The following is a 23721-nucleotide window of genomic DNA, read 5'->3' as shown; positions in this document are numbered from 1 at the left end:
CACATATCAGACCAGTGCGGAGAGTATAGGTCCGACCTGTGTACAGGTTGCAATATTGTTTTTAAAATATTTCAGGTTTGATCGTTTAAAATTCGATCTGCATAACAAAACTGCCCTGAATCTCCCTAGCATACCGATTCCAGTTTGTTCTGGATCAAATTTTATTGTGATATTCGTCACTTAGCATCCGGCGCATGGCACATCCTCAGACAGGCGGGTAAGATTTCGGCCATAAAATCGCTTAACCCCTATTTACAGGCCAGGAGAATGAAATGAGTGATGCTATGAAAAAATGCAGTGCGAATGAAACCGCCGCCTGTTGTTGTGTCGATGTGGGCACGGTGATGGATAACACCGATTGTACCGCCAGCTGGTCGGAGTGGTTCGCTGACCGCGCTGAAGCGGAGGTAAAATTAGCACAGCTGACCCAGCGAGCCCGGGCAGCAGAGTCGGAACCCTGTGTAATTCAACCCCGCTTCAGCAACGTCAATCAGGGCGTGCAGCTCGATATCGATTTTACGTTCAGCTGCCAGGCAGAAACCCTGATTTTTCAGCTTGGCTTGCGTTAATCGGCCCGACGCCGCACCTGTGCGGCGTTTTTCATTTTCGTGTTTCTCTTCGCACTTTTTCCTTTCCGGTATTGGCGGCTCACCCGCTTGTGGTTAACACTGATCAGGTCAGACCTCTTCAGGCAATGATGCCCTAGTCCCAGCCACAGGTGAGAACAATGAGTAAAGCGCAGCCGCTGCTGACGCGCGATGGTGAACGCATCGCAATAACCCACGGGTTACGGACCCCTTTCCTGCGCCAGGCAACCGGCTTTCATGGCATCCCCGCCGTTGAACTGGGCCGCATGGTCATCAGCGAATTAATGGCGCGCAGTGAGCTGCCACCGGCGGTCATCGAACAACTGGTCTTTGGTCAGGTGGTTCAGATGCCGGAAGCACCTAATATTGCGCGCGAGATTGTCCTGAGCAGCGGGCTCGGTGTACAGACAGATGCCTATAGCGTCAGCCGCGCCTGCGCCACCAGTTTTCAGGCGGTCGCCAACGTGGCGGAGAGCCTGATGGCAGGTACCATTTCGGCGGGCATCGCCGGTGGCGCGGACTCCTCGTCGGTGCTGCCGATTGGCGTCACTAAAACCCTGGCGCGTGCGCTGGTGGATCTCAACAAAGCCCGCAGCCTCGGACAAAAACTGCATATCCTGCGCCGCCTGCGCCCGCGCGATTTGCTGCCGGTTCCGCCTGCGGTGGCGGAGTACTCAACGGGTCTGCGGATGGGGGACACGGCAGAGCAGATGGCGAAAAGTCATGGCATTACGCGTGAAGCCCAGGATGCGCTGGCGCTGCGTTCTCATCAGCGTGCGGCCAGAGCCTGGCAGTCCGGCGTCCTGCAGCAGGAAGTGATGGCAGCCTTCGTACCACCGTGGAAAAGCGCCATCGATCAGGACAACAATGTACGCATGAATGCGAAGGCAGAAGATTACGCCCGGCTGCGCCCGGCGTTTGACCGTCAGCACGGCAGCGTCACCGCCGCCAACAGCACGCCGCTGACCGATGGCGCGGCGGCGGTAATTCTGATGCGTGAGGGCCGCGCCCGGGAGCTGGGTATCAGCCCGCTGGGCTATCTGCGCAGCTACGCCTTTACGGCAATCGATGTAAAGCAGGATATGCTGCTGGGCCCCGCATACAGCACACCGCTGGCGCTGGATCGGGCCGGGGTCACGCTGAACGACCTGACGCTTATTGATATGCACGAAGCCTTTGCGGCCCAGACGCTGAGTAACCTGCAACTGTTCCGCGATGAGCGTTTTGCCCGTGATGTACTGAATCGTCCGCATGCGCTGGGCGAAGTAAATGAAGAGCGCTTCAACGTGCTGGGCGGATCGATCGCCTATGGTCATCCGTTTGCCGCGACAGGTGCGCGTATGATCACGCAGACACTGAATGAACTCCGGCGACGCGGTGGCGGGCTGGGGCTGGTCACGGCCTGCGCGGCGGGTGGTCTGGGTGCGGCAATGGTTCTGGAGGCCGAATAATGGAGCAGAAAGCGTTTCATCTGACGATGCGCGGGGATCATGTCGGCATCATTACTATCGATGTGCCCGGCGAAAAAATGAACACCCTTAAAGCGGAATTTGCCGCAGAGATAACGGCTATCATTGCAGAAGCACGGCGCGATCCGCAGCTGGCAGGCCTGGTGCTAATCTCCGGTAAAGCGGACAACTTTATTGCTGGCGCAGACATCAGCATGATCGATCGCTGCCAGAGCGCGCAGGAAGCCGAAGCGCTGGCAAAGCAGGGCCAGGAGGTGATGGCCGCGCTGGATGCGCTGCCGTTCCCGGTGGTCGCGGCGATTCACGGTGCCTGTCTCGGTGGCGGTCTGGAACTGGCGCTGGCGTGCGATGCGCGCATCTGCTCGCTGGATGATAAAACCCGTATCGGGCTGCCGGAAGTGCAGCTCGGCCTGCTGCCGGGGTCGGGCGGTACGCAGCGTTTGCCGCGATTAATCGGCATCCGGCAGGCGCTGCCGCTGATCCTGACCGGCAAAAGCGTGCGGGCGAAACAGGCGCGTAAGCTGGGGATCGTGGACGACGCCGTTCCCCGGTCGATTCTGCTGGAAACCGCCATCGCCAGGGTAAAGAAAGGCAAGGTCAGCGGACGCACACTGCCGCTGCGCGATCGTCTGCTGCAGGGGCCGGCCGGTCGTCAGGCGCTGTTTACGCTGGCGTCCCGCCAGACGGCCGCGAAAACCCAGGGTAACTATCCGGCTGCACAACGCATTATCGACGTGGTGCGTACCGGGCTGGCGCAGGGCAGCCGGGCCGGACACGACGCGGAAGCGCGCGCCTTTGGAGAGCTGGCAATGACGCCAGAATCGGCGGCTCTGCGCGGGATTTTCTTTGCGACAACGGCCATGAAGAAGGAGCGGGGCGGGGAGGCTGAACCCGCCAGCATCAGTCGCGTCGCGGTTCTTGGCGGTGGCCTGATGGGCGGCGGCATCGCAAGCGTGACGGCGATTCATGCCGGCCTGCCGGTGCGCATTAAAGATATCAGCCTGGAAGGGGTCAACCACGCGCTGAAAACCAGCTGGGAACTGCTGAGCAAAAAGGTCCGGCGTCGTCAGCTCACTCCGGCACAGCGTCAGCAGCAGATGGCCCGCATCACCGGCAGTATCGATTATCAGGGCTTTTCCCGGCGCGATGTAGTGATTGAAGCCGTTTTTGAAGACCTGGCCCTGAAACAGCAGATGGTCCGCGACGTGGAGACACATTGTCAGCCCCATACGCTGTTTGCCTCCAATACCTCCTCACTGCCAATTGCGGACATCGCCGCGGGCGCGCAGCGTCCGGAGAATGTGATCGGGCTGCACTATTTCAGTCCGGTAGAGAAGATGCCGCTGGTTGAGGTGATCCCTCATCTGAATACCTCCACTGCGACGCTGGTAACCACAGTGGCGCTGGCGCGCAGCCAGGGCAAAACGCCGATTGTGGTAGCGGACAAGCCGGGTTTTTACGTTAACCGCATCCTGACGCCTTACATTAATGAAGCAATGCGCTGTCTGCTGGAAGGGGAACCGATTGACTATATCGATCGCGCGCTGGTAAAAGCCGGTTTTCCGGTAGGCCCGCTGCAGCTGCTGGATGAGGTGGGTATCGACGTCGGCAGTAAAATCAGCCCCATTCTGGCGCAGGCTTATGGCGACCGCTTTGCCGCGCCTGCTGCGTTTGCTGCGGTGCTGAACGATGGGCGTAAAGGCCGCAAAAATCGCAAAGGCTTCTATCGCTATGACCAGCCCCGCTGGCAGCGTAAAAAACCCGATGCTTCCCTCTATACACTGCTGAAGGTGACGCCACAGATCCGGCAGAGTGAAGCGGAGATTGCGGAACGCTGCATGATGATGATGCTCAACGAGGCGGCCCGCTGTCTTGATGAACAGGTGATTCGCTGCGCTCGCGACGGGGATATTGGCGCGGTGTTTGGCATCGGATTTCCGCCTTTTCTGGGCGGCCCGTTCCACTACATTGACCAATTGGGGGCGGCAGACGTCGTCAACAGATTAACCCGGCTTACGCAGCGTTATGGCGACCGTTTTACTCCCTGTGACGCGCTGATTCAGGCGGCCAGAAAATAGACGAAATTTTACATTCCGGAAGACAGTGGAATAACCAACCCAATTCAGCGGGTTAGAAATGCGCCGTCAGAGTGTGCGGCGCAGCAGGATTCTGAGAAGTGCTTATTTAATAAACAACCGGTTGACTATACTGAAGTCATTAGGGTAAAACACAGCGTTCACTCGCAGAGTGAAGAGTCAGGCGCGACGCGCCGGGCGATATCGACAAACAACAGCGGTGCTTTATGCAAGTTTTTATCATGCGTCACGGCGATGCGGCTCTGGAAGCAGCCAGTGATTCAGTCAGGCCATTAACCTTATGTGGCTGCGATGAATCCCGTCAGATGGCACACTGGCTTAACAGCCAGACGCCGGAAATTGAGCGTGTCCTGGTGAGTCCCTATTTACGTGCGCAGCAAACGCTCGCTACCGTGCGTGAAGCTTTTTCCCTGCCTGAAAATCAGGATGTTCTGCCAGAGTTGACGCCGGGCGGCGATCCGGAGCAGGTCGGATGCTATCTGCAGATGCTGGCGAATGAAGGCGTGAAATCGGCTCTGGTCATCTCACACCTGCCGCTGGTCGGCTATTTAGTCTCTGAGCTCTGCCCGCAGGAAGCGCCGCCGATGTTTGCTACGTCTGCGATCGCCTGCGTAGAGTTCGATCCCGCAAAGCACGCGGGTAAACTGCTCTGGCAGGTCAGTCCGAAAAAGCTGGCAAAAGCCATCTGATTACCCCGGGCCGACCTCATCGGCCCCGTTCTCAGGGTAATTCTGGCGGTTGCCACTCCTCAATCTCAATCAACACCAGCAGCGCAGCATCGCCACCGAAGAGTTTTGGTGCCTGATGAAAGGCCATCACCCACGGATGCTGAGCCAGCCACAGCGGCGTCTGCTGCTTCAGAATATGTTTTCCATGACCGGTCATGACGCTGGCGCAGAACAGATGTTCACGGCGGCAGGCGGCGATCAGTGCACCCAGCTCCTGCTTGGCCTGCTGCTGAGTCAGGCCGTGCAGGTCGAGGAATATCTCCGGCGTGTAGTCGCCACGACGTAGTTTTTTCAGCTCAAAGTGGCTGACGTCAGCGCGCACATAGCGGGTTGCACCTTCGGTCGACAATAGCGGCTGAAACTCATCCGAGAAGTAGTGGCTGTTGTCCGCCTGCTCTGAAAGCAGACGTTTCATCGGCACCTGGCGCGTTTTTGCAGGCGCTTTGTGGACAAAAGTGTCCTGTTTTAACTGACGTGTGCCAGTCATTAACTGGCGAAACAGCGCCTGATCATCCGGGCTTAAGGGCGTTTTTTTACTCATGGCAGGTCAGTCATATCAGATAAGGCTGTCACACAGCAGAGCCGATACCTTACCGTTAAGCACGATTAATTGTCAGCTTTTTCACCTCCCTGCGCTGAATTCTCTCTGGCTTCATGGCACACTACTGGCCGATTTAGCAAAAGGCCTGCGGAGGGCTACGTGGACAAAATTTTCGTCGATGAGGCAGTGAACGAACTGCACACTATTCAGGACATGCTGCGCTGGGCGGTCAGCCGCTTTTCCGCTGCCGGAATCTGGTACGGGCATGGCACAGATAATCCCTGGGACGAAGCCGTTCAACTGGTCCTGCCGTCACTCTGGCTGCCGCTGGATATTCCGGAAGATATGCGCAGCGCGCGTCTGACCGCCAGCGAGCGTCTTTTAATCGTCGAGCGCGTGATCCGTCGCGTTAACGAGCGCATTCCTGTCGCCTATCTGACCAACAAAGCCTGGTTCTGTGGCCATGAATTCTTTGTGGACGAGCGCGTGCTGGTGCCGCGTTCACCGATAGGCGAACTGATTGAGAACCGCTTTGCCGGTCTGGTCAGCACACCGCCGCGCCATATTCTGGATATGTGTACTGGCAGCGGCTGTATCGCGATTGCCTGCGCCTACGCCTTCCCGGAAGCGGAAGTCGATGCGGTCGATATCTCTACCGGTGCGCTGGCGGTGGCCGAGCAGAACATTGAAGAGCACGGTCTCATTCACCAGGTTACGCCAATCCGCGCTGACCTGTTCCGCGAACTGCCACCGCTGAAATACGATCTGATTGTCACCAACCCGCCTTATGTGGATGCGGAAGACATGGACGATTTGCCCAACGAATATCGCCACGAGCCGGAGCTGGGTCTGGCCGCCGGCAGCGACGGCCTGAAGCTGGTGCGCCGCATTCTGGCCTGTGCGCCAGACTATCTCAGCGAGCAGGGCGTGCTGGTCTGCGAAGTGGGCAACAGCATGGTTCACATGATCGAGCAGTATCCTGATGTGCCGTTTACCTGGCTGGAATTCGACAACGGCGGAGACGGAGTCTTTACGCTGACGCGCCAGCAGATTGTTGACGCACAACACCATTTCTCTTTTTACAAAGACTAAAAGTGGGGCGAAGCCTCGCCCGCCGAACTCTGACAAGGAAACAGCATGGCCGGAAACAGCATCGGGCAATTTTTTCGAGTAACCACCTTTGGCGAATCCCACGGTCTGGCGCTGGGCTGTATCGTTGACGGCGTGCCGCCAGGCATTCCGCTGACGGAAGCCGATATTCAGCACGATCTCGATCGCCGTCGTCCTGGCACGTCGCGCTATACCACACAGCGTCGCGAGCCGGATCAGGTGAAAATTTTGTCGGGTGTTTTTGAAGGGGTCACCACCGGCACCTCTATCGGTCTGCTGATCGAGAATACCGATCAGCGGTCTCAGGATTACGGTGCCATTAAGGATCTCTTCCGTCCGGGCCATGCTGACTACACCTACGAGCAGAAATATGGACAGCGCGACTATCGCGGCGGCGGCCGCTCGTCGGCGCGCGAAACCGCGATGCGCGTGGCGGCGGGTGCGATTGCCAAAAAGTATCTGCAGATGAAGCATGGCGTGGTGGTGCGCGGTTATCTGGCGCAGATCGGTGATGTCGCCTGTGAGCTGAAGGACTGGAGCATCGTTGAACAGAATCCATTCTTCTGCCCGGATGCCGACAAGCTGGACGCGCTGGATGAACTGATGCGTGGCCTGAAAAAAGAGGGCGACTCCATTGGCGCAAAAGTGACGGTCATGGCAGATAACGTACCGCCAGGGCTGGGCGAGCCCGTCTTTGACCGTCTGGATGCCGATCTGGCGCATGCACTGATGAGCATCAACGCGGTGAAAGGCGTCGAAATCGGTGACGGGTTTGCCGTGGTGAACCAGCGCGGCAGCCAGCATCGCGATGAAATCCGTCACGACGGTTTTCAGAGTAACCACGCGGGTGGCATCCTGGGCGGCATCAGCAGCGGCCAGACTATCAGCGCCAACCTCGCGATGAAACCGACCTCCAGCATCACCGTACCGGGCAAAACCATTACCCGCGACGGCGAAGAGGTGGAGATGATCACGAAAGGCCGCCACGATCCCTGCGTCGGGATCCGCGCGGTGCCGATCGCCGAGGCGATGATGGCGATCGTCCTGATGGATCATCTGCTGCGCCAGCGGGCGCAGAACGGTGACGTCAACAGCACCGTGCCACGCTGGTGATGGGATGAAAAGACTTCTGCTTATCCTGAGCGCGCTGCTGGTCAGCGCCTCCAGCCTGGCGGCGACGCCGTGGCAGCGAATTCAGCAGCCCATCAGCGGCACACCGCAGTCCATCGGGGGCTTCGCCAACGGCTGTATTGTCGGTGCCGAGGCGCTGCCGCTGAATTCGCCTCACTATCAGGTGATGCGTCAGGATCAGCGTCGCTATTTCGGTCATCCCGATCTGATTCAGTTTATTGAGCGACTCAGTAATCAGGTGCATAACCTGCAGCTGGGTAATGTGCTGATCGGCGACATGGGGATGGCCGCAGGCGGCCGCTTCAGCAGCGGTCATGCCAGTCATCAGACCGGACTCGACGTCGACATCTGGCTGCAGCTGCCGAAAACCCGCTGGAGTGCGCAGCAACTGCTGAAGCCGCAGCCGCTGGATCTGGTGGGGCCGGGCGATCGCAATGTGATTGCCCGCCACTGGCAGCCTGAAATCGACAGCCTGATCAAACTGGCGGCGAAAGATGACGATGTTACACGCATCTTCGTCAATCCGGCGATTAAAAAGCAGCTGTGTGCTGATGCGGGAAGCGATCGGGCGTGGCTGCGGAAAGTGCGCCCGTGGTTCGCTCACCGTGCTCACATGCATGTGCGGCTGCGCTGCCCGGCGGGCAGTCCCGGCTGTGAAGAGCAGCCTGAACCACCTGCGGGTGACGGCTGTGGCGCCGAACTGCAGAGCTGGTTCCTGCCGAAGCAGCCGGGTTCAGGCGCGCCGGTAAAACGCGAGCCGCCACCGCTTCCGCCTGCCTGTCAGGCCCTGCTGGATAAACACCTACTGTAAGGGATTTCATGGACTGGTTTGTGGTCAGCCCGCTGCTGGTCGGGCTGCTGTTTTTAATCGCCATGCTCGCTGGTTTTATCGATTCCATTGCGGGCGGCGGTGGTTTACTGACCGTACCTTCGCTGCTGGCTGCAGGCCTCTCTCCCGCCCAGGCACTGGCGACCAATAAACTGCAGTCGGTCGGCGGCTCCTTTTCCGCCAGCCTCTATTTTGTCCGGCGCGGGGCGGTCAGGCTGAATGAACAATGGCTGAACATCGCCATGACGCTGCTGGGTTCGGTGCTGGGCGCGATCCTGATCCAGCGGCTGCAGGCTGATTTTCTGCGCCAGATGCTGCCGCTATTCTTAATCGCTATCGGCCTGTGGTTCCTGCTGATGCCGCGCCTGGGAGAAGTGGATCAGACGCGTCGCCTGCATGGCCTGGCCTATGCGCTGGTCGGCGGCGGGGCGGTGGGCTTCTACGACGGATTTTTCGGACCCGGAGCCGGATCCTTTTATGCGCTGGCGTTCGTCACGCTCTGCGGCTATAACCTCGCCAAAGCGACCGCCCATGCCAAGGTGCTTAATTTCACCTCCAATGTGGGCAGCCTGCTGTTCTTTATGTTCGGCGGCAAGGTCGTCTGGGGAACCGGCCTGGTCATGATGCTGGGTGCTTTCTGTGGTGCACGTATGGGCGCACGCCTGGTGCTGAGCCGCGGACAGAAACTGATCCGTCCGATGGTGGTGATTGTCTCCGCCGTCATGAGCATCAAACTCCTGTGGGACAGCCACGGCAGCGCCGTTATGGCCTGGCTTGCCACACTGCAATCGTAACTTTTCACGTGAACCTGTCATGAACCCGACTCATCATTATGAACAGCTGATCGCGCTGTTTGATCGCTGTTTCAGCGAGGACTTTCAGACCCGCCTGATTAAAGGCGACGATGAACCGATCTATCTTCCTGCTGACGACACATCGCCGTGGAACCGGGTGATCTTCGCCCACGGCTTTTACGCCAGCGCCCTGCATGAAATCTCTCACTGGTGCATCGCTGGCGAAGCCCGTCGTAAGCTGGTTGATTTTGGCTACTGGTATTGCCCGGATGGCCGCGATGCACAGACGCAGAGCCAGTTTGAAGCGGTGGAAGTGAAGCCGCAGGCGCTGGAGTGGATGTTTTGTACCGCGGCAGGCTTTCCCTTCAACGTGAGTTGTGACAATCTCGACGGAGATTGTGAGCCGGATCGCATTGCGTTCCAGCGTAAGGTGCATGTGCAGGTGATGCATTATCTGACGTCGGGTATCCCTGAGCGTCCCGCGCGTTTTATTACCGCCCTGGCGGAATTTTATGGCAGACCGCCATTAACCGCGTCACAGTTTCCCTGGCCGGACGATCTGTGATGCAGCAAGGCATGATTAAAAGAGGAATTAAGATGATCGCAGAATTTGAAGCGCGTATTCTGGCCCTGATTGACGACATGGTTGATCACGCCAGCGACGATGAGCTGTTCGCCAGCGGTTATCTGCGCGGGCATCTGACACTGGCGGTCGCGGAGGTCGAGCAGCTGGATGACCATAGCCCGGAAGCGCTGCAGGTTCAGGTTTCACGCAGCCTGCAAAATGCCATCGCTGCCGGTGAACTCTCGCCGCGCGACCAGGTTCTGGTTGTGGGTATGTGGGATAACCTGTTCGTTCAGGCCCGCCAGCTTTCCGCCTGATGGTGCCGGGCGGCGTGTGCCGCCCGTTGCGTTCGCTAGACCGCCTTTCCCTTCAGTAATTTTCTTACCCAGTAACGATTCGGATTGAGTGCTGCCAGCGTCGCAGTATCCAGTGGTTGTGGTTCGCCCGCCAGCTGGGCGGCCAGCACTTCGGCCACCAGTGGCGCACTGCACAGGCCGCGCGAGCCCAGCGCGCCGGTAATAAACAAGCCGGGCAGGTCAGGTGCCTCAGCGATCTCACTGCCCCTGGCCAGCTGACTCTGCAGATCGGCATACTGCGCCAGCGTCGCCGCATAATCGGGCACGCTGCCTGCCATTGGCAAATGGTCACGCGACGCGCAGCGCACACCCATTCTCGCATCACCCTCACTGACATCGACGGCTGCAGCCCATTCGACATCCGGCAGGCAATGCACCAGACGACGATGGTTCTCCTGCTGATCCGCTTCGCGATAGTCGGTGGTCGTTTCGCCGCGACGATAGCTGGCACCGATGCAGTGGGTGCCGAACTGCGGGCTGACAGGCGTCAGATAGCCGTCGTAACAGAGCACCGTCTGCAGCGCGTCAAGGCCTGGCGTGGAGGGAACATGGCTGACCTGACCCGCCACCGCATAGGTTGGCAGCGGGGCGCTCTGGAAAAAGTCAGCAATCGCGTGACCGTTCGCCAGCACGACGCTGGCGTGGCGGACCGCCGGACGTTCGCTGAAGGTGAGCGTCCACTGCTCATCCTCGCGCGACAGCGCCTCGACACGGTGCAGCCAGTGAATGCGCAATCCCTGGCTTTCACCATAAGCCAGCATCGCGCTGGTCAGTTCGGCCGGTGAGAGCCAGCCACCCTGTGGATAGAAAATACCGCCGTGACCATGCTTAACATTCGCCAGCCGTTCTGCCTCAGCCACATCGACACGATGGGCTATTGTCTCTGGCAGCCCCATGGTCAGCATCTGGTCGATCTTTTTACGGCTCTTCTCATCCCACCCCAGCTGCAGCACGCCGCTCCAGGCATGTTCAAAGCTGACGTTCAGCTGGTCATAGAGCCGCCGGGCGAAGCCAAAGGCCGCCGGGAAGAACGTCGCCAGCGCTGGATCGTGCTGATTGAGAAGCGGATAGAGCGCCCCCTGACGATTGCCGGAGGCGCCCAGCGCGGGGGCGTCATCGGCACAGTAAAGCGTCACCCGCCAGCCACGACGCAGCAGCGCCAGCGCCAGGGTAGCACTGGCCACGCCGCCGCCGATCAGGGCCACCTCGCGCTGTTCAGCGGCGCGGCGGTGATACCATGGCTGCGGACTGGGCAGCGAAGGCGCATCCTGTAATGTGCCGCACAGCATCTCGCGTTTTGGGCCAAAACCTTTACGGCGGATGACCTCAAAACCGGCCTGCTGCAGCCCGCGCCGCACAAAACCGGCGGCGGTGAAGGTGGCAAAGGTCCCCTCCGGTCGCGCCAGCCTTGCCATCATGCCAAACAGCTCTGGCGTCCACATGTCGGGGTTCTTCGCAGGAGCAAACCCATCCAGAAACCAGGCATCTACCTGTCGATGCAGACTTTCATCCAGCTGCCCCATCAGCGCGTTAATATCCCCCAGCCACAGATCCAGCGTGATGCGGCCGCCATCAAACAGTAACCGCTGACAGCCAGGCAGGGCAGAAGGCCACTGCGCCTGCAGCGCGTCAGCCCACTGTGCCAGCTCAGGCCAGTGCTGATGAGCCGCCGCCAGATCGGCGCGGGTTAAAGGGAATTTTTCAAAGCTGATAAAATGCAGACGCCTGAGGGCAGCATCCGGCTGTTCACGCTCAAAGGCATCGAACGCCTGCCATAACGTCAGAAAGTTGAGGCCAGTACCGAAACCGCTTTCCGCCACAACCAGCAGATCGCGCGGATGCGCAGCAAAACGTTCAGGAAAGCCGTTTCCGCCCAGGAAGACGTAGCGTGTCTCTTCCAGACCGTTGTCATTAGAGAAATAAACGTCACCGAACGCTCGGGAAACAGGTGTACCCTGTTCATTCCAGTTCAGCTGTGCATGTTCAACCGGGGTTAATTTCACGGCAAAGGCTCGTTTTTCAGGCAGTGGCGCGATTTTAACGACCCACGTGACATGACGCAAATTTACAAAAGGAAATAGCTGATCGGACTTGTTCGGCGTACAAGTGTACGCTAGAGTGCATCCCAATTAAGAAGAAGTGGATGAGGAAGATTGAATGAAACGTGCTGTGATTACTGGCTTAGGGATCGTTTCCAGTATTGGTAATAATCAGCAGGAAGTGCTGTCATCTCTGCGTGAAGGACGCTCTGGCATCACCTTTTCTGAAGAGATGAAAGATTCCGGCATGCGTAGTCACGTCTGGGGTAACGTTAAATTAGATACCACCGGCCTCATCGATCGCAAAGTTGTGCGTTTTATGAGTGATGCGTCCATCTATGCTTATCTCTCCATGGAAGAAGCGATTAAAGATTCTGGTCTCAGCGCTGAGATGTATCAGAGCAACCCACGTGTGGGTCTGATTGCAGGCTCAGGCGGCGGCTCTCCACGTTTTCAGGTCTTCGGTGCGGATGCCATGCGTAGCCCGCGTGGTCTGAAAGCCGTCGGTCCCTATGTCGTGACCAAGGCGATGGCTTCCGGTGTGTCCGCCTGCCTCGCCACGCCATTTAAAATTCATGGCGTAAACTACTCAATCAGCTCTGCCTGTGCCACCTCTGCGCACTGTATCGGTAATGCCGTTGAGCAGATTCAGCTGGGCAAGCAGGACATCGTCTTTGCCGGTGGCGGCGAAGAGCTGTGCTGGGAAATGGCCTGTGAGTTCGATGCGATGGGCGCACTGTCAACCCGCTACAACGACACTCCAGAAAAAGCGTCACGCACCTATGATAACGAGCGCGACGGCTTTGTTATCGCTGGTGGTGGTGGCATGGTCGTGGTTGAAGAGCTGGAGCATGCGCTGGCCCGCGGAGCACACATCTATGCCGAAATCGTCGGTTACGGTGCGACTTCCGATGGTGCAGACATGGTTGCGCCGTCAGGCGAAGGCGCTGTGCGTTGCATGAAGATGGCGATGAACGGTGTGGATACCCCAATCGACTATCTGAACAGCCACGGCACATCCACTCCGGTGGGCGATGTGAAAGAGCTGGGCGCCATTCGTGAAGTGTTCGGTGATAACACGCCGTACATTTCTGCGACTAAAGCCATGACCGGTCACTCTCTGGGTGCAGCGGGCGTGCAGGAAGCGATTTACTCACTGCTGATGCTGGAACATGGCTTTATCGCGCCAAGCATTAACATCAGTTCACTCGACGCGGCGGCAGAAGGCATGAACATTGTCACGCAGCCGATGGAAAAAGAGCTGACTACGGTGATGTCCAACAGCTTCGGCTTCGGTGGCACCAACGCCACGCTGACCATGCGTAAATATCAGGCGTAAAACTACGTCAGAATTCTGAAGGGCCGGCTTGCCGGCCCTTTTTATTTGCCCGGCGTAGGGCGCGTCTCTTTTGCATTGACGTTTCATCTGACGTACAGGCTCATCCGTCTGACATTTCCCTCCTCGCACTCGTTTAACACTCCGCCTGCAGCAGCATTCGCAATTTATCGCACCCCGTTATGATCTCCTCCGGCGTCAGCGCCGCAAAGCCCAGCATCCAGCCCTGCGGCGCTGTGGACCCGGCATAGAGCGGGCTCAGGCGCGGCAGCAGCAGACCGCGTTTTGCCGCCAGCGCGGTGAGTCGCGCTTCTGCCGTTGGCGCGTTCTGCTGAAGTTTCACCGTGACCTGCAGGCCACCGCCGCTGGCCAGCGGCGTGATCCAGGGCGACAGACGCTGCGTAATCTGCGTCAAAAAAAGATCACGACGGCTATGATAGAGCTGACGCATCAGCCGCAGATGGCTGGCAAAATGACCCTGCTGCAGAAAAGCGGCGGTAATTGCCTGTGGCAGCAGGGCACTGTGTCCGTCCAGCACGCTGCGCGCCTGGCCGAGGGGCGTGATCAGCGCAGGTGGCACCACCATCCAGGCCAGACGCAACGAAGGAAAAAGCGACTTGGAAAACGTGCCCAGCGTAATCACCCGCTGAGAGCGATCCAGCCCCTGTAATGCCGGAATGGGTCGCTCGTCGTAATGAAATTCGCTGTCATAATCATCCTCGATGAGCCAGCTCTGGTGGCGCTGCGCCCACGCCAGCCACGCCAGACGCCGTGGCAGGCTCAGCGTGACGCCTGTGGGATAATGATGGGAGGGCGTCAGATACATCAGCTTCGCGCTGCCGCTGGCGGGCAGGGCGCCTTCAGCATCCACCTCAATGCCGCGCACCTTTGCGCCTGCGGCCAGAAATGCATTGCGGGCACCGGGATAACCGGGCTCCTCCATCCATACCTCGTCACCGGGATCGATCAGCATCATGGCCAGCAGCTGAAGCGCCTGCTGTGAACTGGTGAGAATGATCACCTGCTCTGGCTGGCACACGACGCCCCGGGCGAGCGAGAGATAATCGGCGAGCGCACTGCGCAGCGGCAGATAGCCGCACGGGTCGCCATATCCCATGGCCGCACTGCCCAGGGTTCGCTGTACGCTGCTGGTCAAGCGTCGCCAGAGATCGTGGGGAAACGCACGTAACTCCGGCGAACCGGCGGCAAAGGCATGGGGAAAAGGGGGATCCTGACAGCCTCCGGTCGCCAGTACCTGCCAGCCCCGCGCCGAAAATCGGGCAGGCTGAGGGGGGCCCGGCGGCGAGGGAGGGCTTGCGGGAACGGTGATGGCAACAAAGGTACCACGGCCGGTTTCGCGTCGCAGATAACCTTCACTTTCCAGCTGCCCGTAAGCGGCCTCCACCGTGACGCGGGAGAGCCGCAGGTCCTGCGCCAGCTGTCGGCTGGAGGGTAACTGCTGCCCGGCGTGCAGGTGGTGACGGTGGATGGCCAGCCGTAGCGTGGCGCAGAGGCGTTCACGTACGCCGCCGCTCGCCTGATGCTGAAAAAGCTGTAACAGCGGAGAGGTCATATCGGTCTTATGCCTGATGAAGAATGGGTATCAGTAAGCAGTCCAATTTGCCGTAAACTGCCCGTTCACTACAACAGGAGAATTGCGATGTCATCAGTGTTACGCGTTGCGGCCGCTACGCCGCAGCAAAGCCTTGCGTATTTACAGGCAAAACTTGCCTGGTACACCGACGCCTGGGATCTGGCGGAAGACCTGGGGCAGCAGCTTACCGATATTGTGGTAGTTGACGCACGTGCCCCGGATGCCTATCGCGCCGGGCACATCTGCGGTGCGATTAACTTTCCGCATCGCGGGATGAACGCGGAAACCACGGCCCGGCTTGACCGCAGCAAAGTTTATGTCACCTATTGCGACGGCATCGGTTGCAACGGCTCGACGAAAGCGGCTCTGAAGCTGGCTTCGCTGGGATTTCAGGTCAAGGAGCTGATTGGCGGACTGGATTTCTGGAAACGGGACGGTCATCCGCTGACGTGGGGGGAGGCGGCGGGCGAATGGCCCGTTTCCGGGCCGGGGGCATTCTGTGGCTGCTGACTCAGAGCACCAGCCAGAAGAGCAGAAAGAGGACTAACAGCGCGACAAACAGGCCCAGCAGGGGACGCTGCGCCAGGGGTTGCAGACCCGCGGGCAGCGAGGCGACAAACGGCGACCAGATCGGCTGCGGCTTGATTTCGCTGGGCGGCAGCAGCTGTTCATGCTGTTTCTCTGCCCGCTCGGCGCGACGGCTGAACAGGAAGTTAAGCAGATCCTGCGTCTGAGTCACGGTAAGCACGGTCTGTGGCGTCGCCTGGAAACGCTGCTGGCTGTACTCCTCCAGCTGACTCTGCTCCTGCTTATCCAGCGGCTGTTTCAGAGACGCTTCCAGCAGCTGCAGTGTCGGCGCACTGTGCTGACTCAGCGTCTGACGGACCTGCAGATACTGGGTCAGCAGCGGGAAGTGACGCGACGGGATTGGATCGCCACTGGTCAGATTCACCAGCTTCAGGGCCGCCGCCCACAGCTTGCCTGTTGATTCACCCGTCGCGGCGGCCAGACGAATTACCTGCTGATTCAGCGTATGGTGCTCGGCAGGCAGCAGGGTGCGATCGCTGACGCGGGTCTGTTGCGGCTGCGGGATCGTCATCTGCCCGTTCTGCAGCATGGTCAGCACCTGGTGCAGCTGATCCTGACTCAGTGCACTCAGCACGGTCTGACCAAACTGCTGCCGGATAAAATCACTGACCGCCTGCCGATTATTGCCTTTTGGCAGCAGCTCAGTGAGCTGGGTCATCAGCTGACGCGTACCATGCCCGTTCTGCGCCTGGGTCAGGCGACTGTTAAGGTACTGTTCTGCCAAAGGAAAATGGCGTGACTGCAACTCAGCTTCACTTTTTACACCGACTTCATGCCGTACGCCCGCCCAGAGTTCAGGCGCTTTAAGATTGCTGAGCGAGGAGATACGCACGATCAGACGTTCTAACGTCGTGCGCTGGGCAGGAGATAGCGGCTGCTCACCGGCCACCGAACCGTGACGCGAAGCGCCGGTTTGCGGATTGACAGATGAACGATCGCCGACCGGCACACCGGGGCCGCTGAGAGGTTGCATGGCGGATTCCTTGGAAAAACAGAACAGCGTGGGGTGCGCCGGAAAAAGAATAGGCCATGATAGCAAAAGCCCCCGTGAAATCACACGGGGGACAGCGGTTTGATACGAGATTTACTCTTCCGCCAGCTTAAGGCGGTGACGACGCCAGCGTTTCCAGAGTGGCGGAACAAGCAGGACCGCAATCGCCAGCACCAGCAGGACTTTGCAAATCAGGCTTTCCCACAGGATCACCAGATTGCCATTGCTGATTGACAGGGCGCGGCGCAGGTTCTGTTCCAGCATTTCGCCCAGCACAAAGCCCAGAATCAGCGGCGACATCGGAAAATCCATTTTGCGCAGGATATAACCAAATATCCCCAGACCGACCATCAGTAGCAGATCGAAGGTGGTGCTGTGCACGGCGTAAACGCCCACGGCGGAAATGGCGGCGATGGCCGGCACCAGGAACCAGAGCGGAATGCTCAGCATACGGGCGAAAACGTTGATCATCGGGATGTTCATTACCAGCAGCATGACGTTACCAATCAGCAGTGCCGCAATCAGACCCCAGACGATATCCGGCTGCTCAACAAACATCGCCGGGCCTGGCGTAATGTTATAGAGCGTTAAGGCGCCGACCATCACTGCAGTGGTGCCGGAGCCAGGGATACCCAGCGTCAGCATCGGGATAAAGGAGCCGCAGGCTGAGGCGTTGTTTGCCGCTTCCGGGGCGGCCACACCGCGAATATCGCCTTTGCCGAACTGATCGCTGCCGCTGATTTTTTTCTCCGTCATATAGGCGATGGCGCTGGCGATGGTCGCACCGGCGCCGGGCAGAACGCCGACAAAAAAGCCCAGGAAGGAGGCGCGAAGCGTGGCTCCGGTTGCCATCGCGGCCTCTTTCATGTTGAACATCATGCGGCCGCTTGCCCGCACCGCTTTCTGACCGCTGCTGGTGGATTCCAGCATCAGCAGAATTTCACTGACCGAGAACAGGCCAATCACGACGACCACAAACTGAATGCCATCAGAAAGGTGAACGCTTTCAAAGGTAAAACGGTAGACGCCGGTATTCGCATCCACCCCGACCGTCGCCATGCCCAGGCCGATTAAGGCGGCAAGGAACGATTTCAGCGGATTGTGGCTCATCATGCTGCCCAGGCAGGCGATGGCGAACACCATCAGGGCAAAATATTCAGCCGGTCCGAACGCCAGCGACCAGCTGGCCAGCAGCGGAGCGAACAGAATGATACCCACGATAGCGATGGTAGAACCGATAAATGAGCTGACTGCTGAAATCGAGAGGGCGACGCCCGCCTTGCCCTGCTGCGCCATCGGATAGCCATCCAGCGCGGTCATGATGGCTCCGGCATCGCCTGGCACGTTGAGCAGAATCGAGGAGATGCGTCCGCCATATTCACAGCCGATATAAACCGTCGCCAGCAGGATCAGCGCTGATTCAGCCGGCAGGTGCAGTGCAAACGCCAGCGGCATCAGAATCGCCACCCCGTTAATCGGGCCCAGGCCAGGCAGCAAGCCGACAATGGTGCCGATAAAGCAGCCGATCAGGGCGATCAGCAGATTCTCTGGCGTCATGGCGACGGCAAAGCCCTGCATTAAAAAGGACCAGGTTTCCATGATGCTCTCCTTAACTCAGCCAGCTGCCGACCGGAAGCGTAACTTCCAGCAGACGGTCAAATGCATAAAACAGCGAGGTGCCCATCACCAGTCCGGCCAGCGCAGCGGCCCACCAGCGCGCGCCGAACAGCAGGCCGATGCCGAAGGTCAGCAGCGTTGTGCAGATGGGAAAGCCCAGCGTCTCGAACAGCCAGCCGTAGAGCACCATCATCACCGCCAGCGCCGCCAGTCGTTTCAGCGTACCGCTGGCGGGCCACTGAATCGCATCCGGTTTACGAAACAGCATCAGCACGGCGCAGATAGCCATCAGGCCGAGGATCGCCATCGGGAACGGACGCGGCCCCACCGGTTCGTAGCTGTATTCACTCTGAATCTGCCAGGCCACCATCATGCCGCCAAGGCACAGCGCCAGCCACAGGGCAGCAAAAATACGATCGCTCATCATCTGCTCCGGTTATTTGGCCAGGCCAAAGGATTTGGCCTGTTCACGGTAATCCGCCACCTGCTTCTTCACGTAGCTGTCGAGCGCCTGACCGGTCAGGTTAAATTCGAACAGTCCGCGCAGGTCGCGCTGCTTTTTGAACTCCGGCGTCTCAACCATCTTTTTGAACGCCGCCTCCCACCACTGATAATCGGCATCGCTGACCTTCGGACCGAGGTAGTAGCCGCGGATCACGGGCCAGACGATGTTGAAACCCTGCTCTTTGGCGGTGGGTACTTCCGCCAGCTGACCCGGCAGACGCTGATCGGCCATCACGGCCAGTACCCGCATTTTTCCGCCCTGCAGGTGCGGCACCATTTCACTCATGTCGCCGGAAACGACCTGAATATGGTTGCCGAGCAGCGCCGTTACCGGCTCACCGCCACCCTCAAAGGCGACATAGCGCATTTTGCGGGGATCGATACCGGCTTCGCGGGCCAGCAGGGCGGTCTTCATCCAGTCCTGGCTGCCGATTGACGCGCCGGCACCCACCACCACTTTGGTAGGATCCTCTTTCATGGCCGCCATCAGCTCACCCAGCGTTTTCCACGGCGCATCGTCACGCACCGCCACCATGCCGTAATCCGTGCCGACGGCCGCCAGCCACTTCACGTCGTCAACGGTATAGCGGCCAAATTTGCCCTGAGAGAGGTTGAGCAGCGAGCCGCCGGAGAAGGCGACAACGGTGCCTGCTTCAGCCGGACGCTGGGCGATAATGGCGTTATAGGCGACCGCGCCCACGCCGCCAGGCATATAGGTAACGCGCATCGGCGTCTTAATCTGGCCGGTTTCCTGCAGAGTGACCTGCAGCAGTTTACAGGTCAGGTCAAAACCGCCGCCGGGTTTCGCGGGCGCAATACATTCGGTGCGGCCCGGCTCGTCAGCGGCGACGGCATGCGTCGCCATCAGCGTCAGCAGGGTAGTGGCGAGGGCGGCAGGCATTAATTTTTTCATTGCGGGCTCCATTCGTTCATCCAGAGTGTGATTGCGGCTGAAACATCAGCGTTACCGAATTGTTAAAACAGCTACCTTTCATTTACCTTTCAGGGACCGGATTTAATAACAGGATGTGATATGCGTCTCTTACTGGTGGAAGATACGGCTGACCTGGCGCGCTGGCTGCAGAAGGCGCTGGCACAAAAAGGATTTGCGGTTGACTGGGTGGCGGATGGCGTGGCGGCCGATCACGCATTGCAATGTGAAGCTTATGCGCTGGTCGTGCTGGATGTCTCCTTGCCACGAATTGATGGCCTGGAAGTGCTGACACGGCTGCGGCGACGGGGACAAAGCGTGCCGGTGCTGTTGTTAACGGCGCGCAGTGCGCTGGACGATCGGGTGCGCGGCCTGAATCTGGGTGCGGATGACTACCTGACCAAACCGTTTGAACTGGATGAGCTGGAAGCGCGGTTGCGGGCGCTGCTGCGGCGCAGCCAGAGTCCGACCACGCAGAATCAGTCGCTGGGCCAGCTGAGACTGGACAGCGAGGGCTATTTCCTGCTGGCCGACAGGCCGCTGGCGCTGACCCCACGCGAATCGAGTATCCTGACGACGCTGATGCAGCGTCATGGCCGGCCGGTCTCACGCCAGTATCTCTATGAGCAGACCTTCAGCCTGGCGGATGAAGCCAGCCCGGAAAGTATCGAGCTTTACGTGCATCGCGTAAGGAAAAAACTGGCGGGCAGTGATGTGGCGATCGTGACGCTGCGTGGGCTGGGTTACAGCCTGGAAACGCTGCCATGCGGCTGACGCATTCGCTGCGGGGTGAGCTGCTGGCCTGGTTTGGCCTGCCGCTGCTGTTGCTCTGGGCGCTTTCGGTCTACACCCACTATCAGAGCGGTCTGGCGGCCGCGAATCAGGCCTACGATCGTTCGCTGCTGGCGTCTGCGCGGACGGTGGCGGAGCGGCTGGTGGTGCGGCGGCAGCATCTGGAGGTGGACGTGCCCTGGGTCGTGCTCGACAGTTTCGAGCGCAACATGAACGATCAACTCTTCTATCAGGTGATCTCCCCGGAAGGAAAAACCTTGTCCGGCTACGACGATCTGCCGCCAATCCCCATCACCAGTAAAATGTCGGCCGCCTATCCGGCGCTGGTACACTTTTATGACGGGCGCTATCACCAGCAACGTATCCGGGTTGCCGCGCTCTGGCAGCCGGTGAGCGAGTCAGGGGTGGACGGCATGGCGCTGGTGCTGGTGGCCGAAACCATTCACTCCCGGCAGGAGTTTGCCCGCGGGCTGATGCGGACCGCGCTGATCAGCCAGAGCGGACTGGTGCTGATGACATTGCTACTGGCGGGCCTGATGTTGCGCCGGGTTTTGCGTCCGCTGCGGCGGCTGTCGCGCATCGTGTTGCAGCGCGACGGCGGCGAACTGACGCCACTTCCCTCGCTGCCCTGGTCGGAACTGCAGCCGCTGATTATCGCCTTTAACCGCTATCTTGCCCGGCTGCGGGGGCTGCTGGCGCGCCAGGATCGTTTCAGTGCTGACGCGGCGCACCAGCTGCGCACGCCGCTTACCATCCTTAAAACTCAGGTCAGCGTCGCGCTCAGCAGTGACCGTCCCGAAGCCTGGCAGGAGAGCCTGATCGGCATGCGCCATACGCTGGATGAAACCATTATCCTGACCGATCGGCTGTTGCAGTTGGCCCGTATCAAAGCGCGTCATGGCGAGGATAAACCGATGGCACAGGTAGATCTGGCGGCCATCGTGCGCGATGCCTGTTTCAGCCGCTATACGGCGGCCCGCACCCGGCAGATCGATCTGGGCTACGAAGGGGAAGAGAGCAGCCGGGTCAGGGGCGATGGGGTGCTGATAGGCGAACTGTGCGCCAACCTGCTGGACAACGCGATCAAATATACCCCCTGTCACGGCATCGTCACCGCGCGGGTGGTCGCGGGCGGGGTGGAAATTGAGGATAGCGGGCCGGGCATCGGGGGAGCAGAGCAGCTGAAAGCATTACAGCCTTTTCAGCGGCTGGACAATGTCGGCATGGAGTCAGGAGCCGGTATCGGCCTGGCGCTGGTGCAGGATATCTGTGCCTGGCATGGCGCGACCCTGCAGCTGGATCGCAGCCCGCAGCTGGGCGGACTGCGGGTGACGGTGCGGTTTACTGCCGATGCAGGTCAGCCGTTTTGCGGCGAGTAAGAGGCGTTCGCAGCCGCTGCGCCAGGATGACGCCGGCGAGCGTCAGACCCCCCCAATCCAGTGGTAGCTGTGCAGATGCTCATGCAGAAATAGCACGGCAATCAGAGCGGTAAACAGCGGGATCAGGTTCATAAAGATACTGGTGGTGCTGGCACCCAGCCGCTGTACGCCGTGGATCCACAAAAAGGGCGCGATGATCGAGGCGAACAGGCCGGCAAACAGCACCAGCGGCAGGTTATGCAGGTTCAGTGCGACCGTTGGCGCCAGCAGGAAGCCGGGCAGCAACAGCAGCACACCAAAGAAAATCTGCACGTAAAGACTGTGCCAGATTGGCAGCGGCAGCGCCCAGCGGCGGGTCAGCACGCCATATAGCGCATAGGCGGCTGAGGCGGCCAGCATCATCAGTTCTCCCGTGCCCAGCCCCTGACTCAGTAACTGTGTCACATTGCCCTCGCTCACCAGCCACACCAGACCGGTAAAAGAGATCACGCTGCCGAGCAGGATGCCGAGCGTCGGCGCAATCCGCAGGATCACCACGCTCAGCAGCACGGTAAGCAGCGGGATTAGGGCACCAATGATCCCCATAAAGAGCGCGCTGACGCTGTGCGCGGCGTAATAGGCCAGGCTCTGATAAAGCGCCATGCCCAGCAGGCCGAGCAGTGCCAGCCGCCCCAGGTGCGGTTTAATCACCTGACGCGTGCGCCAGACGCCGGGCAGCACAAACGGCGTCAGCACCAGCAGCGCCAGCAGCCAGCGATAGAAGGAGATCGCCGAAGGATCAATCGCACTGGCCGAAAGCTTGCTGACGATCGCGTTGATCGACCAGATCACAACCGCCACAAGCGGATAAAGAAAGAACATGCCGACGCTCCGGATACCTTAAAGAGGCGCAGTGTACGCTTGTCCGGATTTATCCAGATAGTTAATATCGGACAAAATTAGCCATCGGGCGGACAGAATGAGCCTCAAAGTTATCTATCAGCCGCCAGTGGATGCGCCGCAGTTACGCTACTTTATGCGTTATGAGCAGGCCAACGCCCGCACCGAGTATCTGCCGCACACGCACGCCTGGGGCCAGCTGATCATGGTAAAAAGCCATGTGCTGGAGATGCAGGTCGAAGGGGAGCGGCTGCTGACACCGGCAGATATTCCGGTCTGGATCCCGCCGGGTCAGCAGCACAGCAGCTATAACCACCGGCAGGCTCAGTTGCGGACCTTCAATCTGGCCGCGTCGCTGTGCCGCGCGCTGCCGCAGCGCGCCTGCCTGATGCTGGTCGATCCAATCGCGCACGCCATCATGGATACCTTCGCGGAGCAGCAGCTTGAACAGCCTGAAACCAGGGCGCAGTGGCGGCTGTGCGAGGTACTGCGCGACCGGCTGCAACTGGCGCAGGTTCAGGAGAGCTATCTGCCTACTTCTACAGACAAGTTTCTGGCGCCGGTGTTACAGGCACTGGAGGCCTGTCCGGGCGATAACACCACGCTGGCGGGCTGGGCGGCGCGGGTCTTCACCACCGAGCGGACGCTGGCCCGGCGCTGTCAGCAGCAGCTCAATATGACGTTTGGCGAATGGCGGCAGCGGCTGCGCTTTCTGCGCGCTATCGGGCTGCTGGCGCAGGGCGAAAGCGTGCAGAGCATCGCGTGGGAACTGGGCTACAGCTCCGCCTCGGCGCTGATCGTGATGTTCCAGCAGCAGGCGGGCACCACGCCGGATCGCTACCGCGCGCGGTTAGGCTAACGCGCC

At 59.6% G+C, this 23721-nt stretch carries 22 protein-coding genes and 1 pseudogene; 15 read left to right on the top strand and 8 right to left on the bottom strand.

Annotation, left to right across the window (positions count from 1 at the left end; genetic code table 11):
- Window positions 1-272 precede the first annotated feature (272 nt).
- The 4 genes from ACLHDD_RS09895 (at window position 273) to sixA (ending at window position 4841) form a co-directional block, all read left to right on the top strand.
- On the top strand, window positions 273-569 hold the full coding sequence (locus tag ACLHDD_RS09895) for a YfcZ/YiiS family protein (RefSeq protein ID WP_427103981.1): 297 nt from the start codon (window positions 273-275) through the stop codon (window positions 567-569).
- A 158-nt stretch (window positions 570-727) separates the two neighbouring features.
- Entirely contained in the window at window positions 728-2038 is a 1311-nt protein-coding gene (fadI, locus tag ACLHDD_RS09890; protein WP_427103980.1) for an acetyl-CoA C-acyltransferase FadI, read from the top strand.
- A complete protein-coding gene (fadJ, locus tag ACLHDD_RS09885) occupies window positions 2038-4134 on the top strand; it encodes a fatty acid oxidation complex subunit alpha FadJ (protein ID WP_427103979.1) in 2097 nt (698 codons plus the stop codon). The genes fadI and fadJ overlap by 1 nt, the downstream gene beginning before the upstream one ends.
- Window positions 4135-4358: 224 nt before the next feature.
- Complete coding sequence (gene sixA / locus ACLHDD_RS09880) at window positions 4359-4841, top strand: phosphohistidine phosphatase SixA (protein ID WP_427103978.1); 483 nt, start codon at window positions 4359-4361, stop codon at window positions 4839-4841.
- 31 nt (window positions 4842-4872) lie between these two features.
- Here sixA and smrB read toward each other — a convergent pair whose 3' ends face one another.
- Window positions 4873-5421, bottom strand: coding sequence for an endonuclease SmrB (gene smrB / locus ACLHDD_RS09875; RefSeq protein ID WP_427103977.1), 549 nt, complete (start codon window positions 5419-5421; stop codon window positions 4873-4875).
- Between the two features lie 159 nt (window positions 5422-5580).
- Between smrB and prmB the strand changes: the two genes are divergently transcribed.
- From prmB to ACLHDD_RS09845, 6 genes are read left to right on the top strand one after another with little or no spacing between them, the layout of a single operon-like run.
- Window positions 5581-6513, top strand: a complete 933-nt coding sequence (prmB, locus tag ACLHDD_RS09870) for a 50S ribosomal protein L3 N(5)-glutamine methyltransferase (RefSeq protein WP_136198656.1) — start codon at window positions 5581-5583, stop codon at window positions 6511-6513.
- A gap of 45 nt (window positions 6514-6558) precedes the next feature.
- A complete protein-coding gene (aroC, locus tag ACLHDD_RS09865; protein WP_427103976.1) occupies window positions 6559-7644 on the top strand; it encodes a chorismate synthase in 1086 nt (361 codons plus the stop codon).
- Between the two features lie 4 nt (window positions 7645-7648).
- Complete coding sequence (mepA, locus tag ACLHDD_RS09860) at window positions 7649-8473, top strand: penicillin-insensitive murein endopeptidase (protein WP_427103975.1); 825 nt, start codon at window positions 7649-7651, stop codon at window positions 8471-8473.
- Window positions 8474-8481: 8 nt separating this feature from the next.
- Window positions 8482-9285, top strand: coding sequence for a sulfite exporter TauE/SafE family protein (locus tag ACLHDD_RS09855; RefSeq protein WP_427103974.1), 804 nt, complete (start codon window positions 8482-8484; stop codon window positions 9283-9285).
- Between the two features lie 19 nt (window positions 9286-9304).
- Window positions 9305-9850, top strand: coding sequence for an elongation factor P hydroxylase (locus ACLHDD_RS09850; protein WP_427103973.1), 546 nt, complete (start codon window positions 9305-9307; stop codon window positions 9848-9850).
- A 32-nt stretch (window positions 9851-9882) separates the two neighbouring features.
- Entirely contained in the window at window positions 9883-10167 is a 285-nt protein-coding gene (locus tag ACLHDD_RS09845) for a YfcL family protein (protein ID WP_427103972.1), read from the top strand.
- Between the two features lie 35 nt (window positions 10168-10202).
- Here the strand turns inward: ACLHDD_RS09845 and mnmC are convergent, their stop codons facing one another.
- Window positions 10203-12209, bottom strand: a complete 2007-nt coding sequence (gene mnmC / locus ACLHDD_RS09840) for a bifunctional tRNA (5-methylaminomethyl-2-thiouridine)(34)-methyltransferase MnmD/FAD-dependent 5-carboxymethylaminomethyl-2-thiouridine(34) oxidoreductase MnmC (RefSeq protein ID WP_427103971.1) — start codon at window positions 12207-12209, stop codon at window positions 10203-10205.
- 154 nt (window positions 12210-12363) lie between these two features.
- On the opposite strand from mnmC, the gene fabB reads away from it, so the two are divergent.
- Window positions 12364-13584 carry a beta-ketoacyl-ACP synthase I gene (gene fabB / locus ACLHDD_RS09835; protein WP_111140438.1) on the top strand — a complete coding sequence of 407 codons (1221 nt, stop codon included), beginning with the start codon at window positions 12364-12366 and terminating at the stop codon, window positions 13582-13584.
- Window positions 13585-13717: 133 nt separating this feature from the next.
- Here the strand turns inward: fabB and ACLHDD_RS09830 are convergent, their stop codons facing one another.
- The gene (locus ACLHDD_RS09830; RefSeq protein ID WP_427103970.1) at window positions 13718-15154 is read right to left on the bottom strand and encodes a PLP-dependent aminotransferase family protein; all 1437 of its coding nucleotides are present in this window, start codon (window positions 15152-15154) and stop codon (window positions 13718-13720) included.
- A gap of 87 nt (window positions 15155-15241) precedes the next feature.
- Here ACLHDD_RS09830 and ACLHDD_RS09825 point away from each other — a divergent pair, with 87 nt between their 5' ends.
- Window positions 15242-15685 (top strand): rhodanese-like domain-containing protein, encoded by a 444-nt coding sequence (locus ACLHDD_RS09825; protein ID WP_427103969.1) that lies wholly within the window; start codon window positions 15242-15244, stop codon window positions 15683-15685.
- A 1-nt stretch (window position 15686) separates the two neighbouring features.
- Here ACLHDD_RS09825 and flk read toward each other — a convergent pair whose 3' ends face one another.
- The 4 genes from flk to ACLHDD_RS09805 all read right to left on the bottom strand — a co-directional run bounded on the left by flk (window position 15687) and on the right by ACLHDD_RS09805 (window position 19776).
- Window positions 15687-16736: a flagella biosynthesis regulator Flk gene (gene flk / locus ACLHDD_RS09820; RefSeq protein ID WP_427103968.1), complete on the bottom strand. Its 1050-nt coding sequence runs from the start codon at window positions 16734-16736 to the stop codon at window positions 15687-15689.
- A 111-nt stretch (window positions 16737-16847) separates the two neighbouring features.
- Window positions 16848-18353 carry a tripartite tricarboxylate transporter permease gene (locus ACLHDD_RS09815; protein WP_427103967.1) on the bottom strand — a complete coding sequence of 502 codons (1506 nt, stop codon included), beginning with the start codon at window positions 18351-18353 and terminating at the stop codon, window positions 16848-16850.
- A gap of 10 nt (window positions 18354-18363) precedes the next feature.
- Complete coding sequence (locus tag ACLHDD_RS09810) at window positions 18364-18795, bottom strand: tripartite tricarboxylate transporter TctB family protein (protein WP_427103966.1); 432 nt, start codon at window positions 18793-18795, stop codon at window positions 18364-18366.
- 12 nt (window positions 18796-18807) lie between these two features.
- On the bottom strand, window positions 18808-19776 hold the full coding sequence (locus tag ACLHDD_RS09805) for a Bug family tripartite tricarboxylate transporter substrate binding protein (RefSeq protein ID WP_427105193.1): 969 nt from the start codon (window positions 19774-19776) through the stop codon (window positions 18808-18810).
- A 132-nt stretch (window positions 19777-19908) separates the two neighbouring features.
- Between ACLHDD_RS09805 and tctD the strand changes: the two genes are divergently transcribed.
- Window positions 19909-20580, top strand: a complete 672-nt coding sequence (tctD, locus tag ACLHDD_RS09800) for a transcriptional regulator TctD (RefSeq protein ID WP_427103965.1) — start codon at window positions 19909-19911, stop codon at window positions 20578-20580.
- Entirely contained in the window at window positions 20571-21977 is a 1407-nt protein-coding gene (locus ACLHDD_RS09795; RefSeq protein ID WP_427103964.1) for a sensor histidine kinase, read from the top strand. Before tctD ends, ACLHDD_RS09795 begins: the two co-directional genes overlap by 10 nt.
- On the opposite strand, the pseudogene ACLHDD_RS09790 reads toward ACLHDD_RS09795, so the two are convergent.
- A pseudogene (locus ACLHDD_RS09790) lies at window positions 21940-22838 on the bottom strand (DMT family transporter). The gene ACLHDD_RS09795 and the pseudogene ACLHDD_RS09790 overlap by 38 nt on opposite strands.
- Before the next feature lie 97 nt (window positions 22839-22935).
- Here ACLHDD_RS09790 and ACLHDD_RS09785 point away from each other — a divergent pair.
- Complete coding sequence (locus ACLHDD_RS09785) at window positions 22936-23715, top strand: AraC family transcriptional regulator (RefSeq protein WP_427103963.1); 780 nt, start codon at window positions 22936-22938, stop codon at window positions 23713-23715.
- Window positions 23716-23721 lie beyond the last annotated feature (6 nt).

Source organism: Pantoea sp. NSTU24 (genome assembly GCF_050157905.1).
Classification (GTDB): Bacteria; Pseudomonadota; Gammaproteobacteria; order Enterobacterales; family Enterobacteriaceae; genus Pantoea.
Note: the sequence above shows the minus strand (reverse complement) of the source record. Positions and strands in the feature narration are given on the sequence as shown.